We start from the raw sequence: 18,422 nt of genomic DNA on the forward strand, positions 1-18,422 counted from the left end.
GCGCTCGCCCATCATCGCTTGGCGTCCTTCTGCATCTCGATGCTGAATCAGACACTCACCCCGAGTGCAAGGCCGACTTTTTCAACGGCATCGACCAAGGCCGGTCATTCAATGCCGTGTTGGTGAATGTCTGACCTCCACAATAGCTGCCGATCGTCTGCGCATTCTCCACTCGGCGGCCCAAACTGGTAGGTCAGGGATTCGGTGCATGCGGACAGTCCGCATTTGCGTTAAATCTGGTGGTGAGCGGCCTGTCGGCTTTCGAGCGCTAAGTTGCGTAAGCGGCCGTTCGTTCAGGTAAACAATGTCGGCGCGGACTCCATGAAAACATTGATGGTGCGCAGTCGAAACGTTTGCCAGCGAGTCCAAGTGGCCTGGGGGGCTGTGTGCAGCCGACGGAAGCCGGGCTCGAGCGATGAATTCGCCTGAAACGAAAGGGCCGCCTCCTTGCGGAAGATCGACCACAGCGGAGTCGGCATCGAACGGAGGCATTCCTCCGCCAGGAAGCCCGCGAGGATGAGTAGAACGCCCATCGCGGACGCGGCGACGATGTGTTTGTCGTTAAGGAGGCCATTTTTGTCTTCGCTGGTCGAGATGCGGCGGGCATCGGCGAGTTGACGGCTTGCTTACGTCACGGAACGAGATGCCTGTTTCAGAATTAACCGGAAGAGTTCGGCCTGGTAGAGCGCGTCATGGAGCGCGTCGTGGTCGCCGTGAAGCTCGGGGTGAACTTCTTCCGCGATGCGACTCGATCGTGTGTCCGTCCAGGTGCACCCTGAGATACCCATCCAAAGCGCCTTGATGTCCAGCGCAGTGAAGCCGAACGGATTGTCGCCGGCGAATTTGTGGAAATAGTAGTTGACGAACGACCAATCAAAGGGCGCGTTGAATCCGACGAACACCGGCTTGGCGGACCCGGAGACGTCGCCGATCCAGTCACCGAACCGGGCCATCGCTGGAGCGGGGTCGAGCCCCGTTGCTTGCAGACGCTCGAGCGAGAGGCCCGAAACCTCAAGTGCTGCGGGCACGGCGTTCAAATTGATCGGCTTGAGCTCGCAGGAGAACGTCCGCGTCGGATCAGCGACCAAGCAGGCGCCAATGGAAAGCATGCTGTATTCGCCAGGGATCGGCCCCGCCGTCTCGACGTCGATCGAGATGAACGCCTCGGTGCTGGTCTCCGTCATGCGATCAACTCCTCGATGGTCACGAGCGGCGGCCGGCTGCGGACGGCCTCCCAGTGCTCACGGAACGCCTTGCGACGCTCCTCCGCACTACCGTCGGTCTTCCAGTGCAGGCCGGCAAGCGTCTTGATGTCGAACGGAAGGTCCGACCCGGACCGCGCGCTGACGATGGTCGGGATGCTGCGTCCCAGAGCGTACCCGAGTTCGAGAAAGCAGTTGGGTCGCGAGCCGGTGATGTCGGCGATCACGACGCTGGCGCGGTGAAGCTTGGCGAAGATCTCGTCGTCGATGCGTGCGTGCTCGTATGCCTGCTGGCCGTCGATGACCGTCAGTCGGTAGCCCAGTTCGCCCTCGATGACGGGCTGGACCACCGTGTCGAAGAAGGACTGCACAGCCGGATATTCCTTGTCGGTGGGATCGAGCAGCCTGACAGCGAAGGCACGCGGCCGCTCGAGGTTCTCGAGCAGGGTGACGATGGCGGTCACCCGGTCCGGCACCGACTGACGTGTCGGGAAGCGGATGCGGTTGATCCAGTCGTGCGAGTTGCCACCGCCCACCATGTGGAACAGCTTGCGGCTGTTCGCACTGGCCTCGCCGAACGCGTAGAGGCGGCGGCTTCCTTCGCTTTCCGGCGTGATCGGGAGGTTCAGCGGGATGACCGGCTTTCCGGCCGCGTGATAGAGGTCGGCGAGGTAGAGGACGCCTTCGGTGCCCCCAAGTGCGATCAGGATGTCGCCGTACCGCGCCTGCGCCTCCATGCGCTTGCTGTTCATGTTCCAGCGCGCCGCGCTTTCCATCTGCACCTGCGGGGAATCGCGTAGCTCGTCCCAGAGCGCATGCAGCTCCTCCGGGATCTGGTCCTCGTTCTTGTGGTGCTGGACCGCGACCGCGAGCGGTACCGATGCATCGCCCGGCCGTGTCGAGAGGGCATCCTTGATCGTCTGCCATACCAGCCAGTCGAAGGTAATCGGAATTCCGTCGTCGCGCTTGGGCTCGGCGTCGACAGGGACGACGAACGTGGCGCCGTGCCGCATGAGCGCCCGGACGAGGCCTGCGACCAGCTCACGTGCCGCGGTCACGTCCGCCGGCGTGGCGATGGCGAGGTCCTTCGAAATGCTGCCGGCGATGTGGATGCGGCGGCCGAAGAGAGGGGAGCGGTTCATCAGCGGTCCTCCATCACGCGCGACCCGGCCATGTGGATGGCGGCGTCGCGCAGGTGTTCGAAGCGGAGCGGGCCGTCGGGGAAGGCCTTTGCCACCGCGGCGGGATAGAAGCGGGTCCGGAAGTCCGAATAAGTCCAGCCAGGCTGGTCGCGCTGCGGGCCGGTGAGTCCGACCAGCTCGGTCATCTGCGACGTAATGATCCCGATCCCCTCCAAATCCATCTCTAGCAGCTGGCGACGCTCGGCGTCGGTCGGGCGTTCGAACCTGTCGACGATCGCGGCGCGGCGGAGCAGCGCGGGATCGAGCACGCTGAGGCGATTGGTGCACAGGATCACGACGATCCGGCCCTTGTAGCGACGCAGGTCGTCGATGCCCTGGATGAGCGTGTTGACCGCGACCTTGTCCTCGTGGTGGCTGTGCTCCTGCGACCGCGAGGCCGCGATGCTGTCGCCCTCGTCGATCACCAGCACCGCGCGGCGGGTCCGCCCCACAGAGTCGGTGACGTGGCGGAGCGCCTCGGCGAGGAGCTTGGTCATCTCGCCCACCTTGCCGCTGCCGCGCACGCGGTTGGAGAGGCGGAAGATGGTGGCGTCCTCCGACCGCGCCTCGGTGAGCAGGCGGTTCGCGATGCACTCCGCCATGGCGGTCTTCCCCGTGCCGACGTCGCCGTGGAAGACGACTAGGGGATACTGGTCCGCGACGAGGTCGATAATCGGCAGGTGCCGCCGGTGGTGCTGCTTGCTCCAGTCGCCGAGCTTGTCGGCGGACAGGAGCAGGCGCAACTGGTCGTGGACGCGAGCGTAGCGATCCTCGAACCCGAGCAGGGTAGTTGCACGGTGGGCGAGTTCGTCATCGGGGACGATGACCTCGCTGTCAAAGATGTCGGTCGTGGTGGTCATCAGTTGGTCCAGTCCTTGCGCTTCACGCCATAGGAATTGCTCGTGTAGTTGCGGCCTCCGCCGCCAGTCAGCGACGCATGGCTTGCGTCAACGCCGGACGGGGACCACGGGATCTTCAGACGGCCAGACATCGCCTGGCGCGCAGCGGCATCGTAGTCGTCGGTGTAGCTGATCAGGATGCGGAGATTGGGAGACTGGACCTTCGGCCAGAGCACGCCGCCGGGGCGGCTCGTAGTCAGCGATCCGGCATCGGTGTCGACTTCGAACCGGACCGCCTTGATCTCGGTCACGCCGCTGAGCAGCGTGACGTCGATCCAGGCCAGATAGCCCTTCCTGGCCAGCGCCTCGATATCGTGGATGTAGTCGGCGGTCTCGGCCGGGGTCCACCCGGCGGTGCTGTCGGCGATCATAACGAGGTCGGCCTTCATCCGCCGCATCACGTTATCGATGTCGACGGTGCTGTAGGTGTCGGTGGTCGTGGTCGTGTTCATCACTGGTCCTCCGTGCGGAAGCGGGGGCCGAAGATCTCTTTCCACACCGCGTGGTCGTTCTCAGCCGAGGCAAAGTTCGCAGTCTCCCAAGCCGCGCTTGCCGCGGCGACGATCTCCTTGCGCTCGGCCTCGCTGATGCGGCTCGCGACGTTATTGGAGTCGCAAACCGGGTCGATGATCACGACCGGGTCGCCGAACGTCGGGATCGACGAGCCGTTTTCGGGAAACGAGATCACCTCCTTCAAGCCGCTCTGCGCGATGTAGAGCAGGAAGTCCCGGAACCGCTGCTCGATGCTGCCGGCCCGGCCGCGCTTGTCGAGTATGTGGGCGATGATCAGCTCGATCGCGAACGACTTGAGCGGCTTGATCTCGGCGTGGTTCCGCCACTTCTTCGCCAGCCGGACGAGCGTCCTGAAGTTGGTGTCGGCGACCTTGCGGGTCCGGACGAACTCGATTTGGCACGGTGCGCAGGTGTGGACCCGGGTGCCGTCGCGGATGTCGTACTGCCAACCGTGGTCGGACTTGTTCGTGTCCTCGATCACCGGCACGATGTCGACGCTGAGCCCGGACCCCACGAAGGTGACGGTCGCGGCCTTGCGCTGGATCTGGAAGTCCTCGACGTTTTTCGACGGGTACTGCTCGACCAGCAGGTCGTAGATGAGCTTGGTCAGGTCCGCGAGCGTCGTGTGGTCCGCGTCCTCGCCCGAGATGTAGAAGACGACATCGACGTCGACCGGATCCTGGCTGGTTTTGCGCAGGATCGTGTGCTTGGCGAACGACCCCGCCTTGACCACTCTGGTGATCTTGATCTTGGTCTTGTCGCGAACGTTGCGGCAGAGATTGTCGACCAGGCGGTCGACCTGGGCGTTGTATTCGGTCCGCTTGTCCTGGGGCAGGCGGAGCACGTTGTGATCATAGTATAGCAGCTGGGTGTTGCTGAGCGGCATTGAAGTCCCTTTCGACTTTCCCTGTGCGTTCGCGGCTGGCACGCCTCCTCGTTCCCGGAAGGAGGTCCCGCCGGGTGAGGAAGCGATTGACACCACTCGCTTGTGGGGATACGAACTACACGGGCAGCGAATATATGTCCATATACTTTCTGCGCCCACTGGAGTTAGCGTATGGCGACTGATGCCGGCAGGATCAACTGGGGGGTGGAGCGTCGGCTCGAGTTCATCGAGTTCCGCCTTTCCTGGGAGGGGGGGGTCCGGCGGTCCGACATCATGTCAGCGTTCAAGGTCTCGGAACCGCAGGCCTCCAAGGATCTGACGCTGTATCAGGAACGCGCGCCCGGCAACGCCGTCTACGATAAGGTCTCGAAGCGCTACGTGTCCGGAGAGGGGTTTCGACCGGTCTTCCTGCAGGGCGGGCCCGACGAATTTCTGACGCGGTTGCGGTCGTTCGGCGAGGGCCTGACGGACCCACGCGATTCTTGGCTGGGCATGCGGCCGGAGGTCGATGTGGTGCTGACGCCGGCCCGCGAGGTGAGTGACGAATGCCTCCGCGCGGTCCTGTCGGCGTACCGCGCTGGCGGCTCGATCGAGATCCGCTACCAGTCTATGAGCCCCGAACGTCCCGAACCGACCTGGCGCCGTATCACGCCGCATGCGTTCGGCTTCGATGGCTTCCGCTGGCACGCGCGGGGCTATTGCCACATGACGGACAACTTCAAGGACTTCCTGCTGCCGCGCATTCTCGGGTCGAGGGATCCCGGCGAGGCCGGTCGGCCAGGCACCGAGGACGAACTGTGGCAGAAGCGCTTCGCGGTGCGTATCGCTCCGCATCCGGATCTCGGTCCGCAGCAGCAGGCCATCGTCGCCAAGGATTATGGGATGACGGACAAGGACGGGACGAGGGTCCTTGAGGTCCGTTACGCGATGCTGTTCTATTTCCTGAAGCGGCTGAACCTGCTGGGGAGACCGGAGAAGCTGCCGGTACGCAGCCAGCATATTGTCGTCGCGAACCGCGCCGAGACCGAAGAGGCGCTCAGAAGGGCCGACTTCGCGCTCTGATCGCCTGTCGGCGACTGATCCCTCCGGCTTCTTCAACGCGGGCCGCTTCCTGGCCGGAATTCGCGTCGGCTTGACTACGGCGTCGAGCTTCTCGATCGCCTCCGGCGGGCCCTGTCAGACCAAAGTGGCTGGCAGCGCGATGGGCTGATATCAGCGTGCATGAGCCGCAAGTCGCGGGTGCTGCCGCCCAGTTCGTTTCGCCGTTTCAACTCGTCGCCCGAGGTGATCCGGCTGAGTTCCGGCGCAGCCGAGGCGTACGTCTCCGTAGACGTGTAGACCGCGGGCCGATCCCAGGCGAGTACAGCATGCTGTCCATCGGCGCATGTCTGGTCGAGGATCCCGCCTCGGCGTTCTCGTGCGCCTAAAGTCCATCGGCTTCAACGCGGATCTGGCCGCGCTCGCGGTGTCCGGCTTTTCGCTGGAGACGCTGGCCTCGGAGGGAACAGAGTCGGAGCATGCGATGCGGATGTTCGACGATTGGCTGCGGAGGGCCGGGGGCACGAGCGGCAGTTCGTGTTCGTGGGCTTCAACCGTGCCTTCGACTGGACGTTTGTAAACTTCTACTTCGATCGATTCGTGGGCGCGAACCCCTTCGGGTTCACCGCACTCGACATCGAGGCGATGTACATGGGAAGAACGGGGTGTCGGTGGAGCGACACCCGCTCGAGCCATCGCGGAACGGCTGAACCCGAAGCTCCGGGGTGATCACGACGCGTTGCAGGACGCCCGCTATCAGGCCGAGTTGTTCAGACTGGTGCGCGACCTGCCGCCGGGATGACATGGCATCGTGCGAAGCTACGCCTGGTTTGCCCAGATGTTGGCCCTGATTGGGCTTGATCTCGGCGCTTCGTTGTACTTGGATCGCGTAAAGTACGGGGGATTTAGAATGCTGGGATCGAACGGGACCGTCCGCGATCATTCGCTGGACTTAGAATGTCTCGTCGAACTGATGTCGTGGGTGCCGTCCCATCAACGCAAGTTCAGCGAGGCCGCGAAGCGGGTGCCCGTCTCCGGATGGGAGCACGTCTTCCGCAAGGAGGAGGCGGTCCAGGCCCTCCTCACGCTGCTGCGCCTCCCGGGCGGACTGGGGGCGGCGGAGACGATCTGCCTGAAGGCCGGCGTCAGGGGGCCTGCGGAGGCGATCGTCAGAAGGGCGAAAGCCGCCCTCCGGTCTGCGGGTCTCGATGATCGGCGCCTTCCGAGAAGGACGTGGCCGGAGCGGCTGTCCGGGGTGGGCGCGGAGTTCGAGGCCTCCTGGCTTCGTTGGCACGCGGCGGCAGTCGGGTCCGATGGAGCCTCAAACGGTCTGACGCCAAACGAGCTAGGTCACGTCGTGCAGGATGCCATGGGGACGGGGCACGTTCCAGCGGGCGAACCCGGAGACGAGCCGCCGCGTGACCCATCGGATCGTGGCGAGCCGCGCGACGAGGCCCGGGTCGCAGAGGCGGAGACGTTTCGGGATCTGATGGATCCGCTTCTGCGACTGCTCGCCGCCGCGACCGAACCGGATGCCTCCGTGGTTTCGGTGCTGCGCGTGGCCGCCGATCGTCTGGAAGGCATGGCGGAGGAGGCGGCATCTGCAATGCTCCGCGAAGCTGAACGGTCGCGTCTTCGATCCGAGCTGGAAGCCGTTTCGCTGGAGATCGGGGGACTGGATGGCAGCCTTCGGATCGAGGCGGCGGCTGCGATGGAGGGGGTCCCGTCCGAATGCGACGGCGCGTCGCAGGAGCAATTGGAGGCCTTGCTTGATGCGGCTCTCTCCTACGCCGGCGCCGCGCGCGCCTGGCGGTCCGCGATCGACGCCCTCGCCGTTACCCACGACTATGATGGTGCGGCGGCTCTCCGGAGCGCGGAGATGGACGCGATGGACCTCCTTCGCGACGGCATCTCGTCCGCGAAGGCCGCGGGCGTGGGCGCCCGGCAGCTGCCTCCGCTGCGGATCGACCACACGTCTGCGGCCGCAGGGGGAGGGCCCAAGGGAGCCCTCGCCCGAGGAGAGGCCAATGCGGTTGCCGGCGTGGAGGGCCGTGCCGAGCCGGCGGCCGACGGAATGCTCCACGAGAATCTCGAAGGCGGTGCGGCCGACGGACCCGTCGCTCCCGTGGACGTGCAGGGCGATGAGCCCGCCCCGGACGGAGAAGTCGACGTCGACGGTGCCGCGGCCGCATCCGTTGGAGAGACGTCGGGCATCGACGCGAGTGAGGACGAGGCTGAGGCATCGGTCGCCGCCGCCGCGGACGGCGCCCGATCCGAACCCGATTGGGCACCCGGCGGCGGGATGGAGCGGCAAGATGTCGCCTTCCCTATCGAGGAGCGTTCGCTTCTCGCCGACCCCGACCATCCGAGCGGCGCCGATGGGGCCGAGAGCCTCGCCACTGGCGCGCGGAGGGCATGCGCGGTCGCGTTCGGACAGAGGCGGTACGGGCTCGCGATGCACGTCGCGCGTGTCGCTGAGGCCGGTGGCATCCCCGCGCCGTTCCGGCTGCCGGCCGATCTGATCGAGGCGCTGGTGGCGGGGATGTCGGTCGGCAGCCCCCGCTCAGAACGCGCGGTCGACGTGTTCGACCTTCGCCGCGACGCCGTCGTCGCCGCGACGACGGACGGTTCGGATCCCGCGCACCAGCTGATGGCCTTCGCCGCCTCGCTTCGCCCGGCCCTCTTCGCAGTGGAGGCGGGCGCGAACGATCTCGTGTCCGCGGCGGCCGGACTGTCGCGGCTGGGTCAGGGGGTCTACGCCCTGGCCGGCGTCGCCGAGGCGGCACGCGCTGGCGACCTCGTGCCCGGCGAACTTGCCGAACTGAAGGATCATCTCGCACCGCAGCGCCAGCTCCGTGATCTGCGCGCCGAAATGCGCCGGTTCTACGACGATGCGCAGCGCAGGAAGATCAAGTTCCAGCGAGCCACCAAGATCTGGCTGGACGCGCTTCGCGTCGGCAGCCTCCGCGATGCCATCCAGGCCGTCATAGACAACGCCCCCGACGCCGCGGAGCTCGTCTCCACGGCGCTGGCCGGCGGCCTCGCCGATGTGGACAGGATGGTCAACGCCGCCGACCGGGAGGCGACGGCCGGACGCAAGATGCAGGTGCTGACCGCCGGTGCGCGGGCGACCCTCAAGGATTGGCTGCGCGATGTCGCCGAGCGGCTGCGTGATTGGCTGTCCGCCCATCAGGCGGTCCACCACAGGGAGCGCAACCACCATTCGGTCAAGGTCCGTGAGGAGCTGAGGGAGGCCGCCGAGGCCGCAGTGCGTGACCTCGGAGCTCAAGACGCCACAGGGCATCCGCATCTCCGGATCGCCGTCGAGGCGGCCAGGGACGCCGTGTCCTCCGTAGTTGCGCTGTTCGACCGACCCGAACCGCTCGGCCTCTCCCTCGACATGCGGCTGGAAGACGATCTGCTCCTGCTTCCGGGCACGTGGCGGATGACCAGGCTGGCCGACTGGTCGGAGCAGTCGAGGTCGGATTTCTTCGATGCGGTTGCCTCGCTGCCGGAGGACGGCGACTTCGAGGATGCGCTGGGCCGTGCCGTGGCCGAGGGGCGGTTCTCGCATGCCTTCCGCGCTCGCGAGCGCGTCCTTCTCGACGATCCGTCGAGGCGCGAAGCCATCGATCTTGCCCTGACCGGCGAGATGGATCGCCAAGTGGAGGTTGAGAGGAAGCGACTGAGGCAGGTCCGCAAGCGTCTCAACGATCTTCTCGGTGCGGACGACCGTCAGATCCTGAACCGCGACTTGGAACCCGATCTCGACAAGCTGGGGGCAATGCTGGCGGGGGCCGGGGATCCACAGATCGACCTGTCCGAATGGAGGGCGAGGCTCACGGAGATCGACGGCGCCCTCGACGTGGCGTTCCGCATGCTAATCGGACCACTGCAGGCCCGGGTGGACGTCCTCGAGAAGAGCGGCCGGTTGATCGACGATCTGCGCAAAATGGTAGAGCTGAAGGATCTCACCACGCTCGCGGAGCACATCGAGGCGTACGAGGCGGGGGTGTCCCCGCCCGTGCCGCCTGCGGATCTGCTCGAGACGTTCAGCGACGCCATGCTGCGGGCCGACCGCGAGTGGCGTGTCGATCTCCCCTCCCTGCAGCAGGCGATCGCTGGCAGGAGGGCGGCCCCCGTAGCCGACTTCTCGAAGTTCGAGGAGGGGCAGCTCCAGGCCGCCGGACAGCTCCTCAAGGCTTGGCGGGACCTCCGTTCGTTCCAAGGCCGCGACGCCTCGGCCCCGCTCGCGTCCCTCTTCGAGGAGCTCCTGACCTCCGCGGTGTCGGTGCGACCCGCCCGCTCTGCGGCCCTGCCCGGACTCTACGAACTGCGCACGCCGGTGTACTCCTCACGCGACGAATGCGTTGCGCCCGCCTTCGGAAGCGCGGCGGAGGGACGGTACGACGTCATCTTGACGGACGCGCACGGCATCTCCTCGGGAACGGAACTGGCCAACCTGAAGTCGCACTGCTCCGCATCCACGTTCTTCGTCGTGCGCGGACGCCTGGACGCGACGGCGCGGCAGGCGTTCATGGCCCAGGTGCGGCAGAGGGGTGCGGACCCCGCATGCGGTCTCATCGACGAGGCCGTGGTGCTGTTCCTCGCCACACTGCCGGCGCGGCGCCGGTCCGATCTCTTCGCGATCGCGCTGGCCATGGGCGTGGTGCAGCCGTACTCCGATGCTCCGCAGCAGACGTCGCCCGAGATGTTCTTCGGCCGCGTCGACGAGCTTCGCGAACTGTGGGATCCGAACGGCTCATGCCTGGTGTACGGCGGGCGTCAGCTCGGCAAGACCGCCCTGCTGCGGCAGATCGAGCTGCGCCACGACCGGGGCGAGCAGATCGTCCTCTACGGCGATCAGGAGCTGGAGGGCTTCGGCGACGGACGCTCCGCCACGTTCTGGCGGTGGATAGCGAGGAAGGTGTCGGCACGGGGCGTTCCGATCGCCGGGCCTTCCGGCCGACAGTCCGCGGATGGGATCCGGGCGGACATCCAGGTGTGGCTCGCTGAGGACAGCACCAGGCGCCTGGTGTTCCTCATCGACGAGGCGGACGCCTTCCTTCGTCGCGAGGTGCGCACCGGCTTCACCGGGGCGAGCATCCTGGTGGAGGTGCGCGAGCTCATGCGCGTCACGAACCGTCGCTGCAAGTTCATCTTCGCCGGACTTCACGACGTGCAGCGCCTCGCCCGGACGCCCAACTCGCCGCTCCTCCACTTCGGACTTCCCATTCGCGTCGGACCGCTGATGGGTAAGGATCTGTTCGAGGCCCGCGGCATGGTCGAACAGCCGATGGCGACGGTCGGGTACGCGTTCGGCCGGGACACCCAGGAGGGACGCGCACTCGTGGGTCGCGCGCTGTCCGAGGTGGGCTACTATCCGTCGCTCATGCAGACCTTCGGCATGGTCCTGGTCGGCCGGCTGAACGCCAAGGCGGCATCGCGGATATCGACGCCGCCGCTGCTGCCCATCCGGATCTCCGAGGCCGAACTGGACGAGGCGCTGGAGGACAACCTCTTCCGGGAGAACGTCAGGCTCAAGTTCGACAACACGCTGAACCTGGATCCGCGTTACCGTCTCATCGCGTACGTGGTCCTGCTCGGAACCCAGGAATCAGCCTATCGCGAGGAGATGCGGCCCGGGCTGTCGGTTGCGGAGATCCAGCGGACCGCCATCTACTGGTGGTCTCAGGGGTTCGCCGAGGATCCCACCAACAGCGCCTTCGAGGGGCTGCTGAGGGAGATGGAGGGACTCGGCGTCCTTGTCGGCCTTCGGGATGGCCGCTACGCGATCCGCTCCGCCCGCATCGCCGCCATGCTCGGCACGCTGCAGCAGGTCGAGGATCGTCTCATCGAACTGGCCGGACAGCCCTATCTCATGTCGGAAGATACGGGCGGCTCGCGGCGCCTGATCGGCAACGGTCCGTCCCCTCTCACCTTCCGTCAGGAGGGTGTGCTTCTGGAGCGCAGAGGAGCGTCTCCCGTGGCTCTGGCGCTCACGACCGAGGCGCTGGGGATCGACAGGATGGGCGATGCGCTGAACGGCGTCGCGGAGGATCAGGTCTTCGTCGTCGAGAAGCGGATCGGAAGCGTGGTCGAGCTCGAGCGGACGATCTCCGGCGTGGCCGGGCGGATGAAGGCCGGGCAGAGCGGTCTGCTCGTGGCCAGGGGGCCCTGGCTCGGCAGCGACGCCGTGGCCGCCGCGTTCGCACATGCCGAGGTCCGGCGCGCGCAGCGCAACTCCAACACCGGCGTGAGGGTCATCCTGCTGCCGGGGATGATCGACTGGAACGAGCTGGAGACCTTCGATTCGGGCGATCCGCTCTGGGGCGCCACTGCCGTCACGCTCTCCACGCTTCAGCAGGGTGGGCTGCGGGAATGGCTCGCCCGGCGCACTGAGAACAACGCGCCGCCGGTGGAGATGCTGGAACGTCTCCGGAGCGCGACCGGCGGCTTCCCGGCGCTGCTCGTGAACCTTCAGGGCAGAAGCGTTGAGGCGCTGGTCGCGTCGGCGGAGGCCGCCGCGATGCGGCTGCTCGAGGAGGGGGATGGCGTGTTCGGCCGCTTCGGGCTCGACGATGGCCGACTGCGTTCGATCCTTCGGTTCGTCCACGAGCAGGTCGGCGGCGACGTCTTCGACGTCGATGCGCGGCAGGCGCTCATCGAGATGCTGGAAGAGGACGGAGCCCGCGCGCCGGGACGCGGGCTCGACGTCCTCGTCACGATCGGGGCGATCGACCTCATCGTCGCCGACCAGCAGGGATGGCAGATAAATCCCCTGGTCCGGCGAATCCTCCAGGGGATCGACTGAGGCATCATGCGGCATCCCGAATTCTGGAGCCTTCCCGGTGGAAGGCGCTACGTCCGAGATGTGCTCCTTACGGCGCGGAACGGATCCGTCGCGGTGCATGAGCCGCTCGGTCCCCCGCAGCTCGCCCTAGCGATCGAAGAGAGCATCCGCCGCGATGGGCTCGACGAATGTCTCAGGATCGATCCCGACGGTTCGGGCGAGAGGCTCATCGACGTCCTGCGACGGCGGGTCGGCAGCCATGCCACTACCATGGAGGGTTTCGCGCTCCATCTCGGATATGTCGTGCTCGTCTCCGCGATGGACGGACCGGAGGACGGTTTCCGATCGGATCTAGAAATCTTCGCGTCGGCTGCCGCGGCGCGCTCCGACGACGCGGCGCCGCGGGTGGTGGCCATATCCCGGGACGGATCTGGCTTCCTTAAGGGAGCGCCGTGGCGGGGATCGTCCACGCAGGGAATTCTGGACCATCTGGATGGCGCTAGCTTCGCCGCCACGGGGACGCGGGGGCTTCCGGGGCTCGTCGGCCGCCTGGCGGTCGGCGTAGCCATGGAGGTGGGCGCGTGGGATCTCGACATCGTCGAGCGGATCCGATCCCTGCCGGAGGCGGCCGCCGTCAGACCGGATCTCCATGTCGAGAGATGGTCGGACGAGCGCATTGAAATCTGGCGCGGCAGGGCGGCGAGATGGGAGGATGGGACCTACGACCTCTTCGGCGGCGAACCATACGTCCATCCGCTCCTGCTGGCCGGCAACGCGCCGGCGCTTCTCGAACGTCGGGTCTGGCGGGGGCATGTCGCCGCCCTCTTTCCATGGCTCGAGGAGATCCGGCAGGACCTCACCAGACGATACCGGCGTCTCCTGACGATTGAGGCGGCGTCGTATTCGGGCGACATCGAATCGCTCGACTGGGGACCGTTGTGCACCCAGCTCGGATCGCGCGCGCCGGAGGTGCGGGAGTTCGCGCACGGCTGTCGCCGTCTGAGGAACTGTCTCGCACACGGCAGTCCGGCGCGCTGGCAGGACGTGGATGCATGCCTGGAGGCGCATGCGCATTGGAGGAGCGGCGATGGCGGCGACCGAGGCAGGGATCTCTGAATCCGGCGGCGGCCGGCTCGCGACAGTATCCGCCGGAAGCTCGCCGTCCCGTCCGTCTCTAGGTTCCATCCGAGTCGGCTCCGCCGACGGTCCCACGGCGCGTCGACGCCAGCCGACGGTTGTGCCGGCCCCGCGTCTCTCACGCGCGCCAGGGTCCTGCCGGGCTCCGGGTATGAGAAAGTGGATGAACGCTAGATATCGACATAAACGAACGGCGGAAGTTGAGTAGCTTCCGGGGTCCTGTGAGTGACCGATTATGTGTCATCATGAAGGCTCGCGCTCGAGCATTTCGAGGCTGGCATCACCTCAGCTTATGGATCGGGAGCGTTCGTGCTTTCGGGCGGAAAAGTGGTGGGAGCTTCGACAACTGGGTATCTGAGCAAGCATCCGCTTCCGAGGTAAGCTAAAAAAAAAGCGATTGTGGGTCCAATTTGGCGACAACGCGTAAGTTGACGCTCACCGGAACCGGATCGTCAATCGTTCGGTGCGTGCATATCGCCGCAAGGCATGCCTGACCGTAGTGTCGTCAACTACGTGTATGTCGGCTCATGGCAAAATCCGACGTTTGACGATCCAAGCAGGAATGGCAGCAAAGTCCCACGATACGGCGTTCTGAAGCGTCCCGGGTTTTCCGGAGGCTCCGAACTGTGAGAAGGAGCGTCCTGTATGAGCAAGATGGGAAACAGATTTTCGCCTGAGGTCCGTGACCGGGCCGTGCGGATGGTTGGCGAGCACCGCGCTGATTACGGCTCGGAGTGGGAGGCGATGAGTTCGATTGCCTCGAAGATCGGCTGTACGGCCGAGACGCTGCGCCGCTGGTGCCGCACGGAGGCCGGCCGACGGGCGGCGCCAGCGGCGCAGGCCGTTGATGAGAAAGCCCGGCTCAAGCTGCTGGAGCGCGAGGTCAAGGAACTGCGTCGGGCCAACGAGATCCTGCGCAAGGCGTCTGCGTATTTTGCGATGGCGGAGCTCGACCGCCGCGAGAGATGATGATGGCGTTCATCGACGTCCATCGCGAGGCCTTGGGTATCGAGCCGATCTGCCGCGAATTGGCGATCGCCCCGTCCTCCTATTACGAGCATGCCGCCCGTCTTGCCGATCCGGCCAGGCGTTCCGCCCGTACGCGCCGGGATGACGAGATGTGCGAGCAGATCCGGCGCGTTCACGAGGGCAGCTTCGGCCTCTACGGCTCGCGCAAGGTCTGGCATCAACTGCGGCGCGAGGGCCTTGATGTCGCCAGGTGCACGGTCGAGCGACTGATGCGCACCATGCGGCTGGCTGGCATTCGTCGAGGGAAGAAGACGATCACGACCGTCAGCAATCCCAAGGCCCTATGCCCGCTCGACAAGGTCAACCGGGAGTTTCGCGTGGATCGGCCCAACGCCCTGTGGGTGTTCGACTTCACCTACGTCCACACCTGGGCAGGTTTTGTCTACGTCGCCTTCGTAATCGATGCCTATGCGCGGCGCATCGTAGGCTGGAAGGTCAGCACTTCAGCGACAGCCGGATTCGTCCTGGATGCCCTCGAGCAAGCGATCCACGCACGCAGGCCTAGCCCGGATGACGGCTTGATCCATCACAGCGACAGGGGCGTTCAATACCTCGCCATGAACTACACCCAGCGCCTGGCAGAGGCGAACCTTGTGCCCTCGGTCGGCAGCGTCGGCGACAGTTACGACAATGCCTTGGCCGAGACGATCAATGGCCTTTACAAGGCCGAGGTGATCTGGCGCCAGCGTTCGTGGCCAAACCTATCGGCGGTGGAAATGGCGACACTGAGCTGGGTCGATTGGTACAACAACCATCGCCTCTTTGGCCCGCTCGGTTACATCCCGCCCGCCGAGTCCGAGGCAAACTACTATGCGGCCATTGAAACCTTCGATATGGCTGCCTGAGCCAAACTGTATAGCCTCCAGAAAACCCGGGACGCTTCACCCGCGTTTGAGCGACACCAGCTACAGTCTGGACAAGGTGGAATTTCAGCCTTGGAATGTTTAGTTCGACAACCCGGCAAAACCCTGATCGACGTAGGAAGAGGTGAAGCCTCAAGGCGCAGTCTCGCTGGCTTCACTTTATCACGTCAAATTCCGTGGGCGTCTATCAGAGCGGGATCACCCAATATCCGCGATGGTTTTGCATTTTGGATAATTGGAGCAGCCAAGAAATGAGCCGTAACTGCCCTTCCGGACGGCCATCTTGCCTGTCACGCACTTGGGGCAAGTGTCTCCTGCTGCCATCGGCTGGGCAAGTTTGGTTGATCCGGCCCTGCTCCTGGAAGGCTTGATGGAACTGGCTTCGTCGCTGAGGTTGCGTTTGTAGGTGCAGTAGGGTGCGCCGCTACAGACTTCGAAGGCACCGTTACGACCGTTGTGCGCCCTTAGCAGGCCGTTCGAGCACTTGTGGCAGGGGGTAAGGGAGGCGCCGTCATACTCGAGTTCGACATGGCCCGCCTTGACCAGTTCGACGATGAAGCGGGACGGTGCCGTGATTGTCGTGAAGATGCGGACCTGGCGCTTAGCCCGAGTCAACGCGACGTAGAAAAGACGCCTTTCTTCGGCGTGCGGGAAAGGATCGGGCTCAGGCATGGCAAGCTGGAGGATGGGTTCGTCCTCGACCTGGCTCGGGAATCCGAGGAAGTCTTCCGCGGCATTGAGGATCATGACGTAGTCAGCCTCGAGCCCTTTCGAGCCGTGGATCGTCCTAAACGTGATGTCAAGGTGCCGGCCGAAGCGGTTCTGCCACTGCTTGAGCCGTGACGGCTTATCCCGATGGTATCGGCCAAGCAGCATCACGCACATGGGCTTGCCGGCCGTGTCGGGCGCGAGGGATCCGCTTTCGGCATATTCGAACATGAGCTGCAGCTGGCGCTCCAGCTTGTCCGTAGCGGCATCCTGGTTGTCTTCCGCAAAGGCAAACAATGCCTTTTTGACATAATCGTTCGTCGTCTGGACGGTCTTTGCGATCTGGCGCGGGTTAGCCTGGACGAAGGCGCTCGATGCCACACAGATGGATTTCGGACACCGGAAAGTCGTGGCGAGCATGAGCCGGGTCGAGTGATCGAAGGTCCGTTCGAAATTGGTCATGGCCGAGATGTCGGCACCCGCAAACCGGTTGATCCCCTGCCAATCGTCACCGACCACGCAGACATGTGCCTGTCCCGGTGCTTTGGTGTGGAGGGCTTTCAGCAGCTGGACGCGGGCACGGGAGCTATCTTGGAACTCGTCCGCAAGGATAACGGTGAACGGGCTCTCGTATCGACCGCTTTCGATATGACCGATGGCTTCGAGGAGCATGTCATCGAAATCGATGCATTCTGCTTCCCGGAGTTCGCGCTCCCATTCGTTCGAGATACGTTCGTATAGATCGAGGAACCGATTGGTGCGGTCCGATTTCCATGCGTCGGTTTCACCGATCGAGCGTAGCTGGGCCATGGTCAGGCCGTTCGCCTTCACATGCTGCTGGAAGGTCCGGAAGGTCGAGGCAAGCTGCTCCATGCTGACCAGAGGCCGGCCATTGACCTCGCGGTTCATGTTGAATTCGAGGGTGAGGCCACGGCGTTCGAGCTCTGCCTTCAGCTTGTCGAACAGCCGACCGTTCTGGAATTCGCCGGAGGTCGTTTCGAAGAACGGTGTGCGTTTTTCCGCATGGAGGTTTCTTTTCCACTTCGCCCCATCCTTGTAACCCTCGAACGCTTCAGGGGCCTCACCATCGTCGTCCAGGGCGAAGTGCTCGTGATAGAGCCTTGCCTCGGGGTAGTAGAAATCAGGCGTATATTGGCGATGCTGGGCGGTGGCCGTTCTGACCTCGTAGCGTGGCTCGTAGAGGTACTTCACGCCGTGATGGAAGAGGTAGTTGCAGATGCAGCATTCCTGCTCGCTTTTCACAAGCTTCCCGTCGTCTGTGAGGAAGCGGCGTTGAGCAAGGGCGGCCTCGCCTTGGCTACCGGACGAAAAGGTGCGTCCGTAGACAGCGCGGAAGAGGTCCCAGTCTGAACGGAACTTGGGTTCCCGATCGCGCAAGGTGTCGATGATCTCGCGGACTTTGGCGGCTGCGCGTCCATCTTCGACCCAAGGTGCGAGGGACGGTTTGATGCCGGTTGCTTGTCCGATGACCGAAAGGCCGAACGCGCTGAAGGTCCGGGCCGTGATCTGCTCGTGGCCGGGCAGGTCGTGGAGGCGGTCTTTGACCCGTGCGTCCAACTCTTTTGCCGCATCCCGGTTGAAGGCCAGCATCAGGATCTGATCGGGCTGGGCCAGTTCCTCCCTCAGGACATAACCCGCCTTGGCCACCATGGTCGAGGTCTTGCCTGATCCGGCCGCTGCCACGATTAGGAGGGCATCATCCATGCAGATGCAGCCTTCCATCTGCTCTTCGGTGAGCGGTTTTTTCTCAACTGTCGCGAAGAAGTCCCGCTGCCTCTCCATCTGCTGTGCGAGGAAGGCGACGTTGTGAGCGGCGAACTCCTTCTTCAAGTCTTCCAGACGCTTGTTTCTCCAGTAGCCGCGCGGAGCTTCCCCGAAGCGATCCGGTAGCGGGAACTGCTCGACGATACGGAGCGCGGTGCTTTCCGGGATCCAGCGGGTGTTGTGGATCTGGTTCTCCCAGAGGGCGCGCCAATCGATGAGTTCTTCGTCGACGCCCTTTCGGCTGAGCGTCGTGGGGCTCCGGCTGGGAGTGCTGCTGGTGTATCGAGGTTCTTCCTTCCTGTTGCCAAAGAAAGCCGCAATTCCCGCAACGACCAGCCATTCAATCACGTGTTACCTGCAGATCAGCCTGAATTTAGGTGGCATGCGG

The 18,422-nt window shown here is 64.7% G+C and carries 10 protein-coding genes and 1 other annotated feature; of the genes, 4 read left to right on the forward strand and 6 right to left on the reverse strand.

The annotated features are described in order from the left end of the window. Positions 1-626 precede the first annotated feature (626 nt). From FHS96_RS28900 to FHS96_RS28920, 5 genes are read right to left on the reverse strand one after another with little or no spacing between them, the layout of a single operon-like run. The gene (locus FHS96_RS28900; protein WP_429600190.1) at positions 627-1,184 is read right to left on the reverse strand and encodes a 3'-5' exonuclease; all 558 of its coding nucleotides are present in this window, start codon (positions 1,182-1,184) and stop codon (positions 627-629) included. Next, entirely contained in the window at positions 1,181-2,344 is a 1,164-nt protein-coding gene (locus tag FHS96_RS28905) for a hypothetical protein (protein WP_429600193.1), read from the reverse strand. The genes FHS96_RS28900 and FHS96_RS28905 overlap by 4 nt, the downstream gene beginning before the upstream one ends. After that, positions 2,344-3,243, reverse strand: a complete 900-nt coding sequence (locus FHS96_RS28910) for an AAA family ATPase (RefSeq protein ID WP_429600196.1) — start codon at positions 3,241-3,243, stop codon at positions 2,344-2,346. Before FHS96_RS28910 ends, FHS96_RS28905 begins: the two co-directional genes overlap by 1 nt. Then, positions 3,243-3,734: an HORMA-1 domain-containing protein gene (locus tag FHS96_RS28915; protein WP_429600199.1), complete on the reverse strand. Its 492-nt coding sequence runs from the start codon at positions 3,732-3,734 to the stop codon at positions 3,243-3,245. The genes FHS96_RS28910 and FHS96_RS28915 overlap by 1 nt, the downstream gene beginning before the upstream one ends. Then, positions 3,734-4,681, reverse strand: coding sequence for a CBASS oligonucleotide cyclase (locus FHS96_RS28920; protein ID WP_429600201.1), 948 nt, complete (start codon positions 4,679-4,681; stop codon positions 3,734-3,736). Before FHS96_RS28920 ends, FHS96_RS28915 begins: the two co-directional genes overlap by 1 nt. Positions 4,682-4,852: 171 nt before the next feature. Here FHS96_RS28920 and FHS96_RS28925 point away from each other — a divergent pair, with 171 nt between their 5' ends. The 4 genes from FHS96_RS28925 (at position 4,853) to FHS96_RS28940 (ending at position 15,523) form a co-directional block, all read left to right on the forward strand. Further along, a complete protein-coding gene (locus tag FHS96_RS28925) occupies positions 4,853-5,743 on the forward strand; it encodes a BrxR family helix-turn-helix transcriptional regulator (protein ID WP_429600203.1) in 891 nt (296 codons plus the stop codon). Between the two features lie 886 nt (positions 5,744-6,629). Next, entirely contained in the window at positions 6,630-12,533 is a 5,904-nt protein-coding gene (locus FHS96_RS28930; protein WP_429600206.1) for an AAA family ATPase, read from the forward strand. Between the two features lie 93 nt (positions 12,534-12,626). After that, the gene (locus tag FHS96_RS28935; RefSeq protein ID WP_429600208.1) at positions 12,627-13,628 is read left to right on the forward strand and encodes a hypothetical protein; all 1,002 of its coding nucleotides are present in this window, start codon (positions 12,627-12,629) and stop codon (positions 13,626-13,628) included. Positions 13,629-14,294: 666 nt separating this feature from the next. After that, a protein-coding gene (locus FHS96_RS28940; protein ID WP_429600211.1) for an IS3 family transposase occupies positions 14,295-15,523 on the forward strand; the annotation gives its coding sequence in 2 pieces (ribosomal slippage) (positions 14,295-14,583 and positions 14,583-15,523; 1,230 coding nt in all). Continuing rightward, positions 14,576-14,690: a sequence feature (AL1L pseudoknot), on the forward strand. (Overlaps the previous gene by 115 nt.) 216 nt (positions 15,524-15,739) lie before the next feature. Here FHS96_RS28940 and FHS96_RS28945 read toward each other — a convergent pair. Continuing rightward, positions 15,740-18,382, reverse strand: a complete 2,643-nt coding sequence (locus FHS96_RS28945) for a UvrD-helicase domain-containing protein (RefSeq protein ID WP_429600214.1) — start codon at positions 18,380-18,382, stop codon at positions 15,740-15,742. Between the last annotated feature and the right edge of the window lie 40 nt (positions 18,383-18,422).

The sequence above is a fragment of the Sphingomonas zeicaulis genome (assembly GCF_050433225.1).
Taxonomy (GTDB): Bacteria; Pseudomonadota; Alphaproteobacteria; order Sphingomonadales; family Sphingomonadaceae; genus Sphingomonas_D; species Sphingomonas_D zeicaulis.